13 protein-coding genes and 7 tRNA genes are annotated in these 18503 nt (G+C 55.0%); 3 read left to right on the forward strand and 17 right to left on the reverse strand.

Annotated features, from left to right (window positions below):
- Nucleotides 1–286: 286 nt before the first annotated feature.
- From lnt to miaB, 5 genes are all read right to left on the reverse strand, one after another.
- A complete protein-coding gene (gene lnt / locus FHC51_RS11735) occupies nt 287–1825 on the reverse strand; it encodes an apolipoprotein N-acyltransferase (RefSeq protein WP_220435604.1) in 1539 nt (512 codons plus the stop codon).
- Between the two features lie 5 nt (nt 1826–1830).
- A complete protein-coding gene (corC, locus tag FHC51_RS11740) occupies nt 1831–2709 on the reverse strand; it encodes a CNNM family magnesium/cobalt transport protein CorC (protein WP_114315621.1) in 879 nt (292 codons plus the stop codon).
- Between the two features lie 104 nt (nt 2710–2813).
- Nucleotides 2814–3281: an rRNA maturation RNase YbeY gene (ybeY, locus tag FHC51_RS11745; protein WP_220435605.1), complete on the reverse strand. Its 468-nt coding sequence runs from the start codon at nt 3279–3281 to the stop codon at nt 2814–2816.
- A complete protein-coding gene (locus tag FHC51_RS11750) occupies nt 3278–4324 on the reverse strand; it encodes a PhoH family protein (RefSeq protein ID WP_103178684.1) in 1047 nt (348 codons plus the stop codon). The genes ybeY and FHC51_RS11750 overlap by 4 nt, the downstream gene beginning before the upstream one ends.
- A gap of 151 nt (nt 4325–4475) precedes the next feature.
- Nucleotides 4476–5906, reverse strand: coding sequence for a tRNA (N6-isopentenyl adenosine(37)-C2)-methylthiotransferase MiaB (gene miaB / locus FHC51_RS11755; protein ID WP_220435606.1), 1431 nt, complete (start codon nt 5904–5906; stop codon nt 4476–4478).
- A 136-nt stretch (nt 5907–6042) separates the two neighbouring features.
- On the opposite strand from miaB, the gene ubiF reads away from it, so the two are divergent.
- Nucleotides 6043–7218: a 3-demethoxyubiquinol 3-hydroxylase gene (gene ubiF, locus FHC51_RS11760; protein ID WP_220435607.1), complete on the forward strand. Its 1176-nt coding sequence runs from the start codon at nt 6043–6045 to the stop codon at nt 7216–7218.
- Between the two features lie 97 nt (nt 7219–7315).
- On the opposite strand, the gene FHC51_RS11765 is transcribed toward ubiF, so the two are convergent.
- From FHC51_RS11765 to nagB, 12 genes are all read right to left on the reverse strand, one after another.
- A tRNA-Gln gene (locus FHC51_RS11765) sits at nt 7316–7390 on the reverse strand.
- Between the two features lie 36 nt (nt 7391–7426).
- Nucleotides 7427–7501: transfer RNA gene (locus tag FHC51_RS11770), tRNA-Gln, on the reverse strand.
- Between the two features lie 43 nt (nt 7502–7544).
- Nucleotides 7545–7621: transfer RNA gene (locus tag FHC51_RS11775), tRNA-Met, on the reverse strand.
- 16 nt (nt 7622–7637) lie between these two features.
- Nucleotides 7638–7712 (reverse strand) — tRNA-Gln (locus tag FHC51_RS11780).
- 33 nt (nt 7713–7745) lie between these two features.
- Nucleotides 7746–7820: transfer RNA gene (locus tag FHC51_RS11785), tRNA-Gln, on the reverse strand.
- Between the two features lie 23 nt (nt 7821–7843).
- Nucleotides 7844–7928, reverse strand: a tRNA-Leu gene (locus FHC51_RS11790).
- An 8-nt stretch (nt 7929–7936) separates the two neighbouring features.
- Nucleotides 7937–8013: transfer RNA gene (locus FHC51_RS11795), tRNA-Met, on the reverse strand.
- A gap of 225 nt (nt 8014–8238) precedes the next feature.
- The gene (gene asnB, locus FHC51_RS11800; RefSeq protein WP_103823584.1) at nt 8239–9903 is read right to left on the reverse strand and encodes an asparagine synthase B; all 1665 of its coding nucleotides are present in this window, start codon (nt 9901–9903) and stop codon (nt 8239–8241) included.
- 250 nt (nt 9904–10153) lie between these two features.
- Nucleotides 10154–10906: an HAD-IIA family hydrolase gene (locus tag FHC51_RS11805; protein ID WP_103181044.1), complete on the reverse strand. Its 753-nt coding sequence runs from the start codon at nt 10904–10906 to the stop codon at nt 10154–10156.
- Nucleotides 10907–10951: 45 nt separating this feature from the next.
- On the reverse strand, nt 10952–12172 hold the full coding sequence (locus FHC51_RS11810; RefSeq protein ID WP_156238071.1) for an N-acetylglucosamine repressor: 1221 nt from the start codon (nt 12170–12172) through the stop codon (nt 10952–10954).
- A gap of 8 nt (nt 12173–12180) precedes the next feature.
- Nucleotides 12181–13329: an N-acetylglucosamine-6-phosphate deacetylase gene (gene nagA, locus FHC51_RS11815; protein WP_114315618.1), complete on the reverse strand. Its 1149-nt coding sequence runs from the start codon at nt 13327–13329 to the stop codon at nt 12181–12183.
- 56 nt (nt 13330–13385) lie between these two features.
- Nucleotides 13386–14186, reverse strand: a complete 801-nt coding sequence (nagB, locus tag FHC51_RS11820) for a glucosamine-6-phosphate deaminase (protein WP_114387658.1) — start codon at nt 14184–14186, stop codon at nt 13386–13388.
- A 325-nt stretch (nt 14187–14511) separates the two neighbouring features.
- Between nagB and nagE the strand changes: the two genes are divergently transcribed.
- Both nagE and glnS read left to right on the forward strand, forming a co-directional pair.
- Entirely contained in the window at nt 14512–16533 is a 2022-nt protein-coding gene (gene nagE / locus FHC51_RS11825) for an N-acetylglucosamine-specific PTS transporter subunit IIBC (RefSeq protein WP_220435608.1), read from the forward strand.
- Nucleotides 16534–16712: 179 nt separating this feature from the next.
- A complete protein-coding gene (gene glnS, locus FHC51_RS11830) occupies nt 16713–18380 on the forward strand; it encodes a glutamine--tRNA ligase (protein WP_220435609.1) in 1668 nt (555 codons plus the stop codon).
- The last annotated feature ends 123 nt before the right edge of the window (nt 18381–18503 follow it).

Raw genomic sequence — 18503 nt, forward strand, 5'->3', positions numbered from 1 at the left:
TGGCTTAATGTAAAGATTTTGCTGCGTTATTGTTTATTTTTGCGAAGCGCGCCGCACCATTCAGAGGCATAAATCTTCCGTTGCACCGTTTCGGTGCTACTGATGAGCTACGCTGGTGCGACCGGGTTGCACAGTAAGCCAAATCGCGTTTACGTAAATAGATAAAGCAATAGCCGTGCCAGAATTGTGTCGCAGTGAGAATTGGCGGGTGGCGGCTTCGCCTTACCCGGCCTACAAGATCGTAGGCCCGGCAAGCGTAGCGACGCCGGGCAAAGAGGGGAGGGAACTACTTGCGGCGCTGGCGCAGACTCATCAGCACTGCGCCAAAACCGAACAGTGCGGTGAGGATCCACAGCGGCCAGTTGCCGGTGCGGGCATAAGGGGTCAGCCCGGTCGTCGGCGTGACTTTTGCGGTCAGCACGTCGCGGGTGAATTGCGGCAGCATAGCCTGAATTTCACCCTGCGGACCAATCACGGCGGTAATGCCGTTGTTGGTGCTGCGCAGCAGAGGGCGCGCCAGCTCCAGGGAGCGCATCCGCGCCATCTGGAAATGTTGCCACGGGCCGATCGACTTACCGAACCAGGCATCGTTGGAGATGGTCAGCAGATAGTCGGTGTCCGGACGGAAATTATCCCGCACCTGCTCCCCGAGAATAATCTCGTAGCAAATGGCGGCGGTCAGCAGGAAGCCGTGGGCGCTCAGCTGAGGCTGAACGTACGAGCCCCGGCTAAACGAAGACATCGGCAGATCGAATAACGGCGCCAGCGGGCGCAGTATCGACTCCAGCGGCACAAACTCACCAAACGGCACCAGGTGATTCTTGTTGTAGCGGTTCGCCGACTCATAGCTGTAAGGATTATCTTTCCCCAGCGTGATGATGGTGTTGTAAGTGTCGTAGCGGTTCTGCTTGTTCAGACGCGCGTCAACGATCCCGGTGATCAGCGTAGAGTTTCGCGCCCGCAGCAGATCGTCCATCATGGTCAGAAAACGCTGCTGGTTGATCTCCAGATCCGGGATTGCCGACTCGGGCCAGATAATTAGCTGGGATTTGCCCATCTCTTTCTGGGTGGCATCCAGATAAATTTTCAGGGTGTTGATCAACTGACCTTCATCCCATTTCAGCGACTGGGGAATATTACCCTGCACCATCGATACCTGGGTGGCGCGTTCCGGCTCAAGGGTGAACCACTGGATATAACGCAGCGGGAAAGGAAGGGCAAAGAGGACCAGAGCGACTGCCAGCGCTCGCCCGTTGCGCTGCACCAGCGCCAACACCAGCAGGCCGCTGACTACCATCAGCAGGAAGTTAATCGCCTCGACGCCCATCACCGGCGCCAGGCCCTTCAGCGGGCCATCTATCTGGCTATAGCCGAACTGCAGCCACGGAAAGCCGGTCAGCACCCAGCCGCGCAGGAACTCGGTAATTTGCCATACCACCGGGGCGGCAATCGCCACCCGCAACCAGCTGGTTTTTGGCCACAGGCGCGACAAAATACCGGCAAACAGACCGGTATAGAGCGAGAGGTAGGCCGCCAGCAGCACCACGAGGAAAACATTCACCGGGCCTGGCATGCCGCCAAACTGGGCAATACTGACGTAAACCCAGTTAATACCGGAGCCAAACAGGCCCAGCCCCCAGAAATAGCCAATCGCCGCCGCCTGAACAGGGCGTCGGTTAAGGGTCAGCCCCTGAAGTCCCATCAGGGAGAGGAGGGCCGCTGGCCAGAAGTCATAAGGGGAAAAAGCCAGCGTACCGCTGGCTCCGAAGATCAGCGCCAGCAGCAGACGCGTGCGCTGGCGTTCAAGCAAGGGGGCAAATGCCATTTAAATCAATCATCCAGTGTGGGTTGCGGAGCATCGTCCGGCATTCTGACATGAACCTGAATAATACGTCGACTGTCGGCCATCGCCACCTTGAACTGATAGCCGTCAATTTCCACGGTTTCGCCACGCGCCGGCAGGTGACCAAAGGCCTGCATCACCAGACCACCGATGGTATCCACCTCTTCATCGCTGAAATGCGTGCCGAAGGTGTCATTGAAATCTTCGATAGGGGCGAGCGCACGCACGGTCCAGGTGTGGCGGCTCAACTGACGGAAGTCGATATCCTCTTCTTCGTCATATTCATCTTCAATTTCGCCGACAATCAGCTCAAGAATATCTTCGATGGTGACCAGGCCCGAAACACCGCCAAATTCATCGATAACAATCGCCATGTGGTAGCGCTGAGAGCGGAACTCTTTCAGCATGCGGTCTACCCGCTTACTTTCCGGAACAACCACCGCCGGACGTAACACTTTTTCCATGCTGAAGGCTTCGGCATCGCTGCGCATAAACGGCAGCAGATCCTTGGCCATCAAAATTCCTTCGATGTGGTCTTTGTCTTCGCTAATCACCGGGAAACGTGAGTGAGCGGATTCGATAATGACATCGAGGCACTCATCCAGGGTCTGGTTACGTTTCAGGGTAATCATCTGCGAACGGGGGATCATGATATCGCGAACGCGCTGGTCGGCGATGTCCATTACCCCTTCAAGCATCTCGCGCGTATCTTCATCGATAAGCTCGTTCTGCCCGGAGTCACGGATAAGCTCCAGAAGGTCATCACGGTTTTTAGGTTCACCGTGGAACAGCTGGCTCAGAAGGAGGGAGAAAAATCCTTTTTTGCTGTTTGGTGTGTCGCTACTGTGTGAATTGTCGTCGCTCATGGCGTTTGTTAAGGGTTCTCATGTTGGTCTGTTGACTGCCGTCGCGGACTTTTGTCATACGCAACGGCACATTATGCCAGTAAGGCGCAAACGCGCCCTACAGACTACTCTTTCTCGGCAATGTACGGATCCTCATAGCCCAGAGCAAGCATTATCTCTGTCTCAATGGATTCCATCTCTTCCGCTTCGTCATCTTCAATGTGGTCGTAGCCCAGCAGATGCAGGCTGCCGTGCACCACCATGTGCGCCCAGTGGGCCTCGAGGGGCTTCTGCTGTTCCTTCGCTTCCTGCTCAACCACCTGGCGGCAGATGATCAGATCGCCAAGCAGCGGCATTTCGATACCCGGCGGCGCTTCAAACGGGAAAGAGAGCACGTTGGTTGGCTTATCTTTCCCGCGATAGGTCAGGTTCAGGTCGTGGCTTTCTGCTTCATCCACCAGGCGAATCGTGACTTCTGACTCTTCCTGAAACTGCGGGATGACGGCATTCAGCCACGCCTGGAACTGGCTCTCTTCCGGCAGGCCGGAATTGTCTTCACAGGCCAGCTGTAAATCGAGGATCACCTGACTCATTTCTGCTCTTGCTCCTGGGCTTCGCGTTTACGTTCCGCGGCCTGTTCTGCTTTACGTTTTTGATCTGCGGCTTCCCACGCTTCATATGCCGTGACGATGCGGGCAACCACCGGGTGGCGCACCACGTCTTCACTGTGGAAGAAGTTGAAGCTGATTTCGTCCACTTCGGACAGGACTTCAATAGCGTGACGCAGACCCGACTTGGTGCTGCGTGGCAGGTCGACCTGGGTGATATCGCCGGTGATCACCGCTTTGGAGTTAAAGCCAATACGGGTCAGGAACATCTTCATCTGTTCGATGGTGGTGTTCTGGCTCTCATCCAGGATGATGAACGCATCGTTCAGGGTACGGCCACGCATATAGGCCAGCGGAGCCACTTCGATGACGTTACGTTCAATCAGTTTTTCGACCTTCTCAAAGCCGAGCATCTCAAACAGCGCATCGTACAGCGGGCGCAGGTAAGGATCGACCTTCTGGCTCAGGTCACCAGGCAGGAAGCCCAGCTTCTCGCCCGCTTCAACGGCCGGACGGGTGAGCAGAATGCGGCGGATCTCCTGGCGCTCAAGGGCATCTACGGCAGCAGCCACCGCAAGGTAGGTTTTACCAGTACCTGCCGGGCCGACGCCGAAGGTGATGTCATGATCGAGGATATTGGCGATGTACTGCGCCTGGTTTGGCGTGCGCGGCTTAATGACGCCACGCTTGGTCTGAATGTGGATAGCCTTGCCGAATTCCGGCACGCTCTCCGCGCTCTGCTCCAGCACTCGCGATTCTTTGATCGCCAGATGGATCTGTTCCGGCTCAATATCTTGGGTTTCACCGCGCATTGGCGCGGTATCAACGTACAGACTACGGAGGATATCCGCAGCGGCATTGACGCAAATTGCACGTCCGGTGAGTTTGAACTGGTTATCGCGACGATTAATCTCGATACCCAGACGTCGCTCCAGATGTTTGATGTTGTCATCAAACGGCCCGCACAGGCTCAGCAGGCGAGCGTTGTCTGCTGGCTCAAGGGTAATTTCACGTGTGTCTATATTCAAACCGTTCCTCTTAATGTCTCGGGTGTCATAGGGCAGTGGGTCTGTCTTATGAAAGTATTCACGCCACGGAATAAAGGCGCAAGCATTGCGAAGGATATGGGGGAGAGCAGGGGGAAATACAAGGCCTGCCAGAAACGACAGGCCCGAAGGATCACGGCTGATAAACGCTGACGCCGAGATCGTTTTCTTTACGGGTACGGGCAATCACCGATTCCGGCGACTGGGCGACGCGCAGGCCCATTTCATCTTCGGTGCGCACCAGTTTGCCACGCAGGGAGTTGGTCAGTACCTCGAGGATCTCAATATCGACGAACTTGCCCACCAGATCCGGCGTACCTTCGAAGTTCACCACGCGGTTGTTCTCCGTACGGCCAGAGAGCTCCATGATGCTCTTACGTGAAGTGCCTTCTACCAGTACACGCTGCACGGTGCCGAGCATCCGGCGGCTCCAGGCGTTGGCCTGCTGGTTGATGCGATCCTGCAGAATATAGAGACGCTGCTTTTTCACCTCTTCCGGCACGTCGTCAACCATATCGGCGGCAGGCGTCCCCGGACGCGCCGAGAAGATGAAGCTGTAACTTACGTCGAAGTTCACATCACCAATCACCTTCATGGTGCGTTCAAAATCGTCGTCCGTTTCACCCGGGAAGCCAACGATAAAGTCAGAGCTTATTTGAATATCCGGGCGCGCTTCACGCAGCTTGCGGATAATCGATTTATATTCCAGCACGGTGTGGGTGCGGCCCATCAGGTTCAGCACGCGGTCAGAACCACACTGGATCGGCAGATGCAGGAAGCTCACCAGCTCTGGCGTATCGCGGTAAACCTCGATGATGTCATCGGTAAATTCGATCGGGTGGCTGGTGGTAAAGCGGATGCGGTCGATACCGTCAATCGCCGCCACCAGACGCAGCAGTTCAGCAAACGAGCCGGTGCTGCCGTCATAGTTCTCGCCGCGCCAGGCGTTAACGTTCTGCCCGAGCAGGTTCACTTCGCGCACACCCTGTGCCGCCAGTTGGGCGATCTCAAACAGGATATCGTCGCAAGGACGGCTGACTTCTTCGCCGCGGGTATAAGGCACCACGCAGTAAGTACAGTATTTATTGCAGCCTTCCATGATGGAGACGAAGGCGGTCGGGCCATCTGCGCGCGGTTCCGGCAGACGGTCAAATTTTTCGATTTCCGGGAAACTGACGTCGATGATCGCCTTGCGCTGGCCGGTTCCGCGCACGGAGTTGATCATCTCCGGCAGACGGTGCAGGGTCTGCGGACCAAAAATAATGTCGACGTAGTGGGCTCGCTGACGAATCAGCTTCCCTTCTTGCGAGGCAACACAGCCGCCGACGCCGATGATGATATCCGGGTTTTTCTGCTTGAGGAGCTTCCAGCGACCTAACTGGTGAAAGACTTTTTCCTGCGCCTTCTCACGGATTGAGCAGGTATTCAGCAGCAGCACATCTGCCTCTTCCGCCACGTCGGTGAGTTGATACCCATGGGTGGCATCCAGCAGATCGGCCATCTTGGATGAATCGTATTCGTTCATCTGACAGCCCCAGGTTTTAATATGGAGTTTTTTTGTCATCGACTTGCTCATGCTCAGGATTGCAGGGCGCGTATTGTAATGCTTTGGTGCGGTTGTGACCAGTATGAAGGTTGTCAGCCTCAAGGCTACAAAAATCCGGTAAACTTAAGAGATTATCAAATAAGGACAAATGACCATGACTATCCAACAAGCCGGGATCGCCGTCGTCGGCGGCGGTATGGTCGGCGGGGCGCTGGCGCTGGGGCTGGCGCAACACGGGTTCGACGTAACCGTTATCGAACAGGCGCCACCTGCTGCTTTTGACGCGTCACAGCAGCCGGATGTACGCATTTCGGCGATCAGCGCCGCGTCAGTTGATCTGCTTCGCGGGCTGGGAGTATGGGACGCGGTGCTGGCCATGCGCGCGCATCCGTATCGTCGCCTGGAGACCTGGGAGTGGGAAAACGCCCACGTGGTGTTTGACGCCGCAGAGCTGAAACTCCCGCTGCTGGGTTACATGGTTGAAAATAGGGTGCTGCAACAGGCGCTCTGGCAGGCGCTGGAGGCGCATCCGCAGGTGACGCTGCGTGTACCTGCGTCGGTAAAGGCGCTCCACCGCCATAACGATCAGCATCTGATTGAGCTGGATAGCGGCGAGCAACTGGCGGTAAAACTGCTGGTTGGGGCCGACGGCGCAAATTCCCGGGTGCGCGAGCTGGCCGGGATCGGCATTCACGCCTGGCAATATCAGCAATCCTGCATGCTGATCACCGTCGCCTGTGAGAACGATCCGGGTGACAGCACCTGGCAGCATTTCACCCCGAACGGTCCGCACGCCTTTTTACCGCTGTTTGACCGTTGGGCATCCCTGGTGTGGTATGACACGCCAGCAAGGATCCGCCAGCTGCAGGGGCTCTCTATGGAACAGCTGCAGCGCGAAATCGCCCACCATTTCCCGTCGCGTCTGGGCAAGGTCACGCCGGTCGCTGCAGGGGCATTCCCCCTGACGCGTCGTCATGCGCTGAAGTATGCCCGCGAAGGGCTGGCGCTAGTCGGCGATGCGGCGCATACCATTCATCCGCTGGCGGGGCAGGGGGTTAACCTGGGCTATCGCGACGTAGAGGCGCTGCTGGACGTGTTAAGCAACGCCCGCAGTCACGGCGAAGCCTGGGCCAGCCATCAGGTGCTTAAGCGTTATCAGACGCGACGGATGGCAGATAACTTTATTATGCAGTCAGGGATGGATCTCTTTTACGCCGGGTTCAGCAACGATTTGGGGCCGCTGCGCATCCTGCGTAATGTGGGATTGATCGCGGCACAGCGCGCCGGTGGATTGAAACGTCAGGCGCTGAAGTACGCCTTAGGGCTCTAGACGTTCCGTAGGCGGGGTAAGGCGAAGCCGCCACCCGGCTTATTTAGTTCGGAAACGCAGAAAAGCAAAAAGCTCGCCGAAGCGAGCTTTTTTTATGTGGCTGGGGTGCAGGGATTCGAACCCCGGAATGCTGGTATCAGAAACCAGAGCCTTACCGCTTGGCGACACCCCAATTGCGTTAAACAAACAGCTTAACGACTTTTTAAATTGGCTGGGGTACGAGGATTCGAACCTCGGAATGCCGGAATCAGAATCCGGTGCCTTACCGCTTGGCGATACCCCAACAATTTTTTTGCTTTACCGACCGGAATCGATACAAGCTGATATGGTGGCTACGACGGGATTCGAACCTGTGACCCCATCATTATGAGTGATGTGCTCTAACCAACTGAGCTACGTAGCCAGACTGCATTCTTCGATGGCTGGGGTACCTGGATTCGAACCAGGGAATGCCGGTATCAAAAACCGGTGCCTTACCGCTTGGCGATACCCCAATAACCGCGGAGAACCGCAAAATCGAAGAAATATGGCTGGGGTACCTGGATTCGAACCAGGGAATGCCGGTATCAAAAACCGGTGCCTTACCGCTTGGCGATACCCCATCCGTGCAACGCTTACCTGGGAATGGTGCGGGAGGCGAGACTTGAACTCGCACACCTTGCGGCGCCAGAACCTAAATCTGGTGCGTCTACCAATTTCGCCACTCCCGCAAAAAAGATGGTGGCTACGACGGGATTCGAACCTGTGACCCCATCATTATGAGTGATGTGCTCTAACCAACTGAGCTACGTAGCCATCTTTTTTTCGCGTTACCTTATCGGCGTTGCGGGGCGCATTATGCGTATAGACCCTTGCAGCGTCAACACCTTTTTCAACGAAAATGTCTGGAATGTGACTGTTTGGTTAGGTTGCGAACAGCGTGGCCGATTATTCGGCAATTATTGGTTATTAATCGATTTTGTCCAGCGAAACGTGAGGCAAAAAAAGAGGCCCCGAAGGGCCTCATGACGATCTGGCTGATTACTTATAAGCGGACTGATGTACACCCACGGCACGACCTGATGGATCGTTCATGGTTTTGAAGGCTTCATCCCACTCAATGGCTTTCGCCGAGGAGCAGGCGACGGAAGGACCGCCAGGAACACACTCTGCTGCGCTTGGCAGCGGGAACAGCTCTTCGAAGATTTCACGGTACAGATAGGCTTCTTTCGAACCCGGCGTGTTGTACGGGAAGCGGAAGCTGGCGGTTTCCAGTTGCTGATCGGAAATCTGCTTCGCTGCCACTTCTTTCAGGGTGTCGATCCAGCTGTAACCTACGCCGTCAGAGAACTGCTCTTTCTGACGCCACGCCACGCTTGCAGGCAGGTAAGATTCGAAGCATTCGCGCAGAACGTGTTTCTCCATCTTGCCGTTGCCGCACATTTTGTCCTGCGGGTTGATACGCATGGCCACGTCGAGGAATTTTTTATCCAGGAAAGGCACGCGCGCTTCAACACCCCATGCAGACATCGCTTTGTTGGCACGGGCGCAGTCAAACATGTGCAGGGCCTGCAGTTTACGCACGGTCTCTTCGTGCAGCTCTTTGGCATCCGGCGCTTTATGGAAGTAGAGGTAACCGCCGAACACTTCGTCAGAACCTTCGCCGGAAAGCACCATTTTAATGCCCATCGCTTTGATTTTACGGGACATCAGGTACATCGGCGTTGACGCGCGGATGGTGGTCACATCATAGGTTTCAATGTGATAGATAACGTCACGGATCGCATCCAGCCCTTCCTGCACCGTAAAGTGAATTTCATGGTGCACGGTGCCCAGGTGGTTTGCCACTTCCTGCGCGGCTTTCAGGTCCGGGGATCCTTCCAGGCCGACGGCGAAGGAGTGCAGCTGCGGCCACCAGGCTTCGGAGCGCTCCTGATCTTCCACGCGACGTGCGGCATACTTTTTGGTGATCGCCGAGATAACAGACGAGTCCAGACCGCCTGAGAGCAGTACGCCGTAAGGCACGTCCGACATCAGGTGGCTTTTCACTGAATCTTCCAGCGCCTGACGCAGTTCGTTTTTATCGGTGACGTTGTCTTTAACGGCATCGTAATCGAACCAGTCGCGCTGATAGTACTGGCGAATTTCGCCATCCTGGCTCCACAGATAGCTGCCTGCCGGGAACTCTTTAATGGTGCGGCAGACCGGCACCAGGGCTTTCATTTCAGAGGCAACATAGAAGTTGCCGTGCTCATCATGGCCCATATAGAGCGGGATAATCCCGATATGGTCGCGGCCAATCAGGTATGCATCTTTTTCGCTGTCGTACAGCGCAAAGGCAAACATACCCTGCAATTCGTCAAGGAACTCCGGGCCTTTCTCCTGATAGAGGGCCAGGATCACTTCGCAGTCAGAACCGGTCTGGAAGGTGTAGCGATCGCCGTACTCCGCGCGCAGCGCCTGGTGGTTGTAGATTTCACCGTTCACCGCCAGCGCATGGGTTTTTTTCTCGTTATATAACGGCTGGGCACCGGCATTGACATCCACAATCGACAGACGCTCGTGCGCCAGGATGGCTTTATCGCTGGCGTAGACACCGGACCAGTCCGGGCCGCGATGGCGCATCAGACGGGACAGTTCCAGTGCTTTTTTACGCAGTTCGCCTGCGTCAGTTTTGATATCCAGTACGCCGAAAATTGAACACATAACCTTCTCCATTAACCCTGTTGCAGTGTGATGTTGCTTGCTTATGAAAATGCCGTAAAAGCGGAGGGGCGGCAAGCGATTTGCCGGGTAAAAAGAAAAAAGTGCAATACCTGTTGATGAATGTTGAAAAAAGCGTACGCCTTAAGCTGGATTATTGATGTTTATTCAGTAAAAGGCGTTTTTTATTAGATGGGTTTCTGTTTTTGATCAGCCAAAATGAAAAAACCACGTCCGGGGACGTGGTTTTGGGTTACAGGACATCAATTTCCGCGACCGAGGGGTAAATCCAGCTTGGTCGAAACGGCATCGAATCGATATCGTCCAGGGTGGATACCCCTGACAGCACCAGGATGGTTTCCAGCCCGGCCTGGAAGCCCGCCAGAATATCGGTGCGCAGGTTATCACCCACAATTACCGTATCTTCCGAGTGGGCCTGCATTGTGTTGAGTGCCGCACGAATGATCCACGGGCTGGGTTTACCGACATAAAACGGCATGCGGCCAGTCATCTTCTCGATACCGGCACAGAGCGCGCCACAGGCGGGGTAAAAGCCGCGGCCATGGGTATCCGGGTTGGTGGCGATAAAGCGGGCGCCGTTGGCGACAAAGAAGGCCGCCTTGTGCATCATCTCCCAGTTATAGGAGCGCGTTTCGCCAACGATAACAAAGTCGGGGTTGACGTCGGTGATGGTAAAGCCCGCTTTGTACAGTTCATGGATCAGTGCGCCTTCACCGACCACGTACGCTTTTTTGCCCTCCTGACGCTTCAGGAAGTCTGCGGTGGCCATTGCCGAGGTATAGAACACGCTGGCGGGCACATCGATACCGGCGGTGGCAAAACGGTTCGCCAGATCCTGCCCGGTCTGTGACGGAAAGTTGGTGAGCAGCACCAGCGGCATGCCCTTTTCCATGATGCCGTTAAGAAACTCTGCAGCGCCCGGCACGGCAACGTTGTCGTGCATCAGCACGCCGTCGATATCACAAATTACATTCTTAATGGTCATGGACTTCCCGACATCAAAAAAAGAAGGCGTCACTATAAAGCGCTGTCAGCTTTCCAGCAAACGCTGCAACAGGATACCGTTAAGCATGGCGCGTTTTACCAGGGCAAAAGCGCCAATCGCGGAACGGTCGTTCAGCGCGGAGCGAACAACCGGCAGGTTCTGGCGAAACGCCTTCAGCGCCTGGGTATTGATGCACCCTTCGATGGCGGGCAACAGCACTTTTTCAGCCTCGGTAATTTCACCGGCGATCACCACTTTTTGTGGGTTAAACAGGTTGATGGCGATGGCAATGGTTTTACCCAGATGACGGCCAACCTGCTCAATCACTTCACTGGCTAACGCGTCGCCTTTATTGGCCGCCCGGCAGATGGCGTTGATTTTACAGTCATCGAGCGTGACGCGGCTCTGATAACCCTGCTCCAGCAGATGACGGACTCGTTGCTCAATGGCGGCATTGGCAGCGACGGTTTCCAGACAGCCAAAGTTGCCGCAGTGGCAGCGCTCACCCAGCGGGTCAACCTGAATGTGGCCAATCTCGCCCACGTTACCGTTACGGCCAATAAAAATGCGGCCATTAGAGATAATACCGGCGCCCGTACCGCGGTGAACGCGCACCAGAATTGAGTCTTCACAATCCTGACTTGCACCAAAGTAGTGCTCCGCCAGCGCCAGGCTGCGGATATCGTGACCCACAAAGCAGGTCACGGCGAAACGCTTCTCCAGCGCGTCGATCAGCGCCCAGTTTTCGACCTGAATATGCGGCATATAGCGGATCACACCGCTTTCCGGGTCGACAAGCCCGGGCAGGATCACCGAAATGGCAATCAGCTCGCGGATTTTGCGCTGGCAGGATTCGATAAACAGCTCGATGGCGTTAAGCAGCGCATGTTCGAGGGTCTCCTGAGTGCGTTCCGGCAGGGCATAGTGCTCTTCAGCAATGGCCTTACTGCTCAGATCGTACAGCGTCAGGGTGGCGTCATGACGACCAAGGCGCACGCCGATGGCGTGGAAATGACGGGTTTCGGTAACAATCGAGATAGCGCGACGGCCTCCGGTGGAGGCCTGCTGATCCACTTCTTTAATCAGCCCGCGCTCAATAAGCTGACGGGTAATTTTCGTCACGCTGGCGGGGGCAAGCTGGCTCTGTTCTGCAATCTGAATCCGCGAGATAGGTCCGTGCTGGTCAATCAGTCGATAAACCGCCGCACTGTTCAGCTGCTTTACCAGATCAACGTTGCCAATTTGAGCTTGTCCGCCAGGTGTCATACTTTCGCTTACTCTGTAACGACCTCGTTACCATTAACGATGGTCTTGATGATTTTATAATCGTGTGTGAATGCGGTGAGGTTAGCGACCATCCCCGGTGCAATACTGCCCAGCTGTTTGTCTACGCCAATCGCGCGTGCCGGATAGAGCGTTGCCATACGCAGCACTTCATCGAGGGCAATGCTGCAATGTTCAACCAGATTGCGCACGCCTTCGATCATGGTCAGAGCCGAACCGCTTAACGTTCCGTTCTCATCCACACAGAGCCCATTCCGGTAGTATATTGTTTTACCAGCAAAAATGAACTGTTCAATATTTGCCCCTGCCGGTGCCGTGGCGTCGGTAACCAGGCAGAGTTTGTCACCTTTCAGGCGTTTAGCGTTACGCACGTTGGCATAATCGACGTGTAAACCGTCGGCAATGATGCCGCAGTAAACGTCCGGTTCGTCAAAGATTGCCCCGGCGAGACCGGGTTCGCGTCCGGTAATATAAGGCATGGCGTTATAAAGATGGGTCGCGAAGGTGATACCGGCGCGGAAGCCCACTTTGGCCTCTTTCAGCGTGGCGTTGGAGTGCCCTGCAGAGACCACAATACCTGCGCCCGCCAGCTTGCGGATCACTTCGGGATCGACCATTTCTGGCGCCAGGGTTACTTTGGTGATCACATCCGCGTTGGCACAGAGGAAATCAACCAGTTCATCGTCAGGTTTACGGACGTAATCAGGATTATGGGTGCCTTTCTTGACGATATTCAGCCACGGTCCCTCAAGGTGCAGACCCAGCGCCTGGTGTGGATATTTCGCCAGATATTCACGCATCACGCGAACGCCTTGCTTCATCAGGTCGTCGCTGGTGGTGATAAGCGTCGGCAGGTAGCTGGTGCAGCCCGATTTTTCATTAGCACGCTGCATAATTTCCAGCGTTTCAACGGTGACAGCGTCGGCGGTATCGTTGAACTGCACGCCGCCACAGCCGTTAAGCTGCACGTCGATAAAACCGGGGGAGATGATTGCTCCATTGAGCGAGCGTTGTTCAATGTCCGCTGGCAGTTCAGCCAGTGGGCAGACACGTTCAATCAGGCCATTGGCGATAACGATCGCATGGTCATCCAGAATTTCATGGCCGGTATAAATCCGACCGTGGGTTAAAGCGTACATAACGACCCCCGGTTTAAAAATAGCATGCCGTCTCTGCAGGCAGAGACGGCGTCACATTACAGACCTTTAATGTTTTCTGCTTCTAATTCGTTGAAATATTTCAACGTCTTCACTTTCAGTTCCATGGTAGACGGTTCATCGCATACCACAACCGCTTTCGGATGCAGCTGCAGGCAGCTGATGGTCCACATGTGGTTGACGTTGCCTTCTACCGCCGCCTGCAGCGCCTGCGCTTTCACGCTGCCCAGCACCAGAATCATTACTTCTTCCGCATCCAGCAGGGTACCCACGCCAACGGTCAGGGCATATTTTGGCACCTGGTTAACGTCACCATCAAAGAAACGGGAGTTTGCCACACGGGTGTCATGTGTCAGGGTTTTGATACGGGTACGGGAGGCCAGAGAAGAGGCAGGTTCGTTGAAAGCGATATGGCCGTCGTTGCCGACGCCACCCATGAACAGGTGGATTTTACCGTACGCGCGGATTTTTTCTTCGTAATGACGGCACTCTGCATCGATATCCGGTGCATTTCCATCCAGCAGATTAATATTTCCCGGTTTAATATCAATATGATCAAAGAAATTCCGGTGCATGAAGCTATGGTAGCTTTCCGGGTGATCTTTTGGCAGGCCAACGTATTCGTCCATGTTGAAGGTAACAACATGTTCAAAGCTAACCTGGCCCGCTTTATGCATCTCAACCAGTGCTTTATAGGCGGTAAGAGGTGTGCCACCGGTCGGCAGGCCGAGTACAAAAGGACGATCGGCTGTCGGTTTAAACGCATTGATACGTTGTACGATATGGCGAGCAGCCCATTTACCTACTTGTTCTGCGGTTGCCAGGGGGATCAGTCTCATTATTCACCTCTGAAGTTTTAGTAAAAGTTGGCGGATTGCTTGTCGGGGCATGCTATAAGCCTAACCTGGTTCACACCGAGAGGGGGCAATCCGTCTTGATTTTTCGTATCATAAAATAAGTTTTCCCTGTTTGCCAGTGCAGGGGAGGGGGATAAACAATATTTGGTGACAAAACTCACAAAAAGTACGCGTTTAATTTGCGATACGAATTAATTTTCCACACACTCTCAAAGCCAGTGAATCATCAACTGTATTTACAAGTTAGTGACACAATAAAAACACAGCTGAGAACATACCGTTATAGGGGTCTCATAGGGGGAACAAATTGAGCATTTTAGGTTACTTACAAAAGGTTGGCCGCGCCTTAATGGTGCCGGTCGCCACGCTGCCAGCGGCGGCAATACTGATGGGTGTCGGTTACTGGATTGACCCGGTGGGTTGGGGTGGAGACAACGCGTTAGCGGCGTTCTTCATTAAATCCGGTTCTGCCATTATCGATAACATGTCCGTACTGTTCGCCATTGGTGTGGCTTATGGTATGTCCAAAGATAAAGATGGCGCTGCAGCGCTGACCGGCTTTGTGGGCTTCCTTGTGCTGACCACGCTCTGCTCCCCGGCTGCGGTTTCTATGATCCAGAAGATCCCCGCCGACCAGGTGCCGGCTGCGTTCGGTAAGATCAGCAACCAGTTCGTGGGTATCCTGGTGGGTATCATCTCCGCTGAACTCTACAACCGCTTCAGTGGTGTTGAGCTGCCAAAAGCGCTCTCCTTCTTCAGCGGCCGTCGTCTGGTGCCGATCCTGACCTCCTTTGTGATGATCGTTGTGGCCTTCATCCTGATGTACATCTGGCCGGTGATCTTCGACGGTCTGGTGAACTTCGGTGAACAGATCCAGAAACTGGGTTCTGTCGGTGCGGGCGTCTATGCGTTCTTCAACCGTCTGCTGATCCCGGTCGGTCTGCACCACGCGCTGAACTCCGTATTCTGGTTTGACGTTGCCGGTATCAACGATATCCCTAACTTCCTCGGCGGCGCACAGTCCATCGAAGCAGGTAAAGCGGTTATCGGTATCACCGGTCGCTACCAGGCGGGCTTCTTCCCAATCATGATGTTCGGTCTGCCGGGTGCTGCGCTGGCTATCTACCACTGCGCGCGTCCTGAGAACAAAGCGAAGGTACTGGGTATTATGATGGCGGGCGCATTCGCGGCCTTCTTCACCGGTATCACCGAGCCGCTGGAATTCTCCTTCATGTTTGTGGCGCCTGTGCTGTATGTGATCCACGCCGTACTGACCGGTATCTCTGTATTCATTGCAGCAAGTATGCAGTGGATCGCGGGCTTCGGCTTCAGTGCTGGTCTGGTGGATATGGTGCTCTCTTCCCGTAACCCACTGGCGGTTCACTGGTACATGCTGATCCCACAAGGTCTGGTGTTCTTCGCTATCTACTACGTGGTGTTCCGCTTCACCATCACCAAATTCAACCTGATGACCCCGGGCCGTGAGCTGGCGGTTGCCGGTAGCGAAGCAGATGGTCAGGATGTGAATGTCAGTGCTGCAACCAATGAAGACGTTTCCGGTCTGGCGCGCCAGTACATCGCGGCAGTTGGCGGCTCTGATAACCTGACCGGTATCGATGCCTGCATCACCCGTCTGCGTCTGAACGTGAAAGACTCTTCTCTGGTCAACGAAGCGATGGCGAAGCGCCTGGGCGCATCTGGCGTCATTCGTCTGAACAAAACCAGCGTGCAGATTATCGTTGGCTTCGTGGCTGAGAAAATCGCCAATGCGATGAAAACTACCGGTCCTGTTGCCGCTGCTGAAGCGACATCTGCGCCAGCTGCCGCACCTGCGGCTGTTAAGCCACAGGCTGTTGCCAACGCGACCACCATCGCAGCACTGGTTTCGCCAGTCACCGGCGACGTAGTGGCTCTGGAGCAGGTTCCTGATGAAGCCTTCGCCAGCAAAGCTGTCGGTGATGGCGTGGCGGTAAAACCAACGGATAAAACCGTGGTCTCTCCGGCTGCCGGTACCATCGTTAAAATCTTCAACACCAACCACGCGTTCTGCCTGGAAACCGAGAAAGGCGCGGAGATCGTTGTCCACATGGGCATCGATACCGTAGCGCTGGGTGGTCAGGGCTTCAAACGCCTGGTCGAAGAGGGTGCGGAAGTGGTTGCGGGTCAGCCGGTCCTGGAGATGGATCTCGACTTCCTGAACGCCAACGCGCGCTCGATGATTAGCCCGGTTGTCTGCAGCAATATCGACGACTTCAGCGGCCTGGTCATTAAGGCGCAGGGTCAGGTTGTTGCCGGCCAGACGCCTCTGTATGAAATTAAAGGCAAATAAGTGCTCCTGAGTAAGCGTTAGTGCCTGAGCGGCGGGGATATCCCCGCCGCTTTTTTTTGCAGCAATCGCCCTCATAATTCTCTTCAGAGACCGTTTTTTGCGTAACTAAAGGTTGTCACTACGCCCGGCTTATAAGATCATATGCCGTTATACGTCGTTTACGCTTTGAGGAATCCACGATGAGTGAGGCTGAAGCCCGCCCGAGCAACTTTATCCGTCAGATCATTGATGAAGATCTGGCCACTGGTAAGCACACCACAGTTCATACCCGTTTCCCGCCGGAGCCGAACGGCTACCTGCACATTGGTCATGCGAAATCGATCTGCCTGAACTTCGGCATCGCGCAGGACTACCAGGGTCAATGCAACCTGCGTTTCGATGACACCAACCCGGTGAAAGAAGATATCGAATACGTAGAGTCCATTAAGAACGACGTGCAATGGTTGGGCTTCAACTGGTCTGGCGACATCTGCTACTCCTCCGACTATTTTGACCAGCTGTATGCTTACGCCGTAGAGCTGATCAACAAAGGTCTGGCCTACGTTGACGAGCTTTCCGCTGACGAAATCCGCGAATACCGCGGTACGCTGACCGCGCCGGGCAAAAACAGCCCGTACCGCGATCGCAGCGTGGAAGAGAACCTGGCGCTGTTTGAAAAAATGCGTGCCGGTGGCTTCGAAGAGGGTAAAGCCTGCCTGCGCGCTAAAATCGATATGGCCTCGCCGTTTATCGTGATGCGTGACCCGGTGCTGTACCGCATTAAGTTTGCCGATCACCATCAGACCGGCAGCAAGTGGTGCATCTACCCGATGTACGACTTCACCCACTGCATCAGCGATGCGCTGGAAGGCATTACTCACTCCTTATGTACGCTGGAGTTCCAGGACAACCGTCGTCTGTATGACTGGGTGCTGGATAACATCTCCATTCCGGTGCATCCGCGTCAGTACGAATTCTCTCGTCTGAATCTGGAATACACCGTGATGTCCAAGCGTAAGCTGAACCTGCTGGTGACCGACAAGCATGTTGAAGGCTGGGATGACCCGCGTATGCCAACCATCTCCGGTCTGCGTCGTCGTGGTTATACCGCCGCATCTATCCGCGAGTTTTGCAAACGCATCGGCGTGACCAAGCAGGACAACACCATCGAGATGGCGTCGCTGGAATCCTGCATTCGCGAAGATCTGAACGACAATGCGCCGCGTGCCATGGCGGTCATCGATCCGGTGAAACTGGTTATCGAAAACTACCCGCGGGGCGAAAGCGAGCTGGTGACCATGCCTAACCATCCGAGCAAGCCGGAGATGGGTAGCCGTGAAGTGCCGTTCAGCGCAGAGATCTGGATCGATCGTGCCGACTTCCGCGAAGAAGCGAACAAGCAGTACAAACGTCTGGTGCTGGGCAAAGAAGTGCGCCTGCGTAATGCCTACGTGATCAAAGCTGAGCGCGTTGAAAAAGACGCTGAAGGCAATATCACCACCATCTTCTGCACCTACGATGCCGAGACCCTGAGCAAGGATCCTGCCGATGGCCGCAAGGTGAAAGGCGTTATCCACTGGGTCAGCGCGGCACATGCGCTGCCGGTTGAGATCCGTCTGTACGATCGCCTCTTCAGCGTGCCAAACCCGGGTGCTGCTGAGGACTTCCTGGAGGTGATTAACCCGGAATCGCTGGTGATCAAGCAGGGCTTTGCGGAGCCATCCCTGAAAGAGGCTGTTGCCGGTCATGCGTATCAGTTTGAGCGCGAAGGTTACTTCTGCCTCGACAGCCGCTACGCCACTGCGGACAAACTGGTATTTAACCGTACCGTCGGACTGCGTGATACCTGGACGAAAGTCGGTGAGTAACTGATTATTTTTTGATAAACGCCGCGTATAGCGGCGTTTTTTTTGCCCCGCAAGCAAGCCATTAACCAACAATATGTTCGCGTTGCGAATTAATCCCATTTCTTAAAACGATTCGCTTTCTCT

This window comes from Leclercia sp. EC_58 (genome assembly GCF_019584355.1).
Taxonomy (GTDB): Bacteria; Pseudomonadota; Gammaproteobacteria; order Enterobacterales; family Enterobacteriaceae; genus Enterobacter.

Excerpts from the sequence above, each read along its gene's own strand:
- lnt (WP_220435604.1), bottom strand. The coding sequence starts at position 1,825 with ATGGCATTTGCCCCCTTGCTTGAACGCCAGCGCACGCGTCTGCTGCTG.
- corC (WP_114315621.1), bottom strand. The coding sequence starts at position 2,709 with ATGAGCGACGACAATTCACACAGTAGCGACACACCAAACAGCAAAAAA.
- ybeY (WP_220435605.1), bottom strand. The coding sequence starts at position 3,281 with ATGAGTCAGGTGATCCTCGATTTACAGCTGGCCTGTGAAGACAATTCC.
- miaB (WP_220435606.1), bottom strand. The coding sequence starts at position 5,906 with ATGACAAAAAAACTCCATATTAAAACCTGGGGCTGTCAGATGAACGAA.
- ubiF (WP_220435607.1), top strand. The coding sequence starts at position 6,043 with ATGACTATCCAACAAGCCGGGATCGCCGTCGTCGGCGGCGGTATGGTC.
- asnB (WP_103823584.1), bottom strand. The coding sequence starts at position 9,903 with ATGTGTTCAATTTTCGGCGTACTGGATATCAAAACTGACGCAGGCGAA.
- FHC51_RS11805 (WP_103181044.1), bottom strand. The coding sequence starts at position 10,906 with ATGACCATTAAGAATGTAATTTGTGATATCGACGGCGTGCTGATGCAC.
- FHC51_RS11810 (WP_156238071.1), bottom strand. The coding sequence starts at position 12,172 with ATGACACCTGGCGGACAAGCTCAAATTGGCAACGTTGATCTGGTAAAG.
- nagA (WP_114315618.1), bottom strand. The coding sequence starts at position 13,329 with ATGTACGCTTTAACCCACGGTCGGATTTATACCGGCCATGAAATTCTG.
- nagB (WP_114387658.1), bottom strand. The coding sequence starts at position 14,186 with ATGAGACTGATCCCCCTGGCAACCGCAGAACAAGTAGGTAAATGGGCT.
- glnS (WP_220435609.1), top strand. The coding sequence starts at position 16,713 with ATGAGTGAGGCTGAAGCCCGCCCGAGCAACTTTATCCGTCAGATCATT.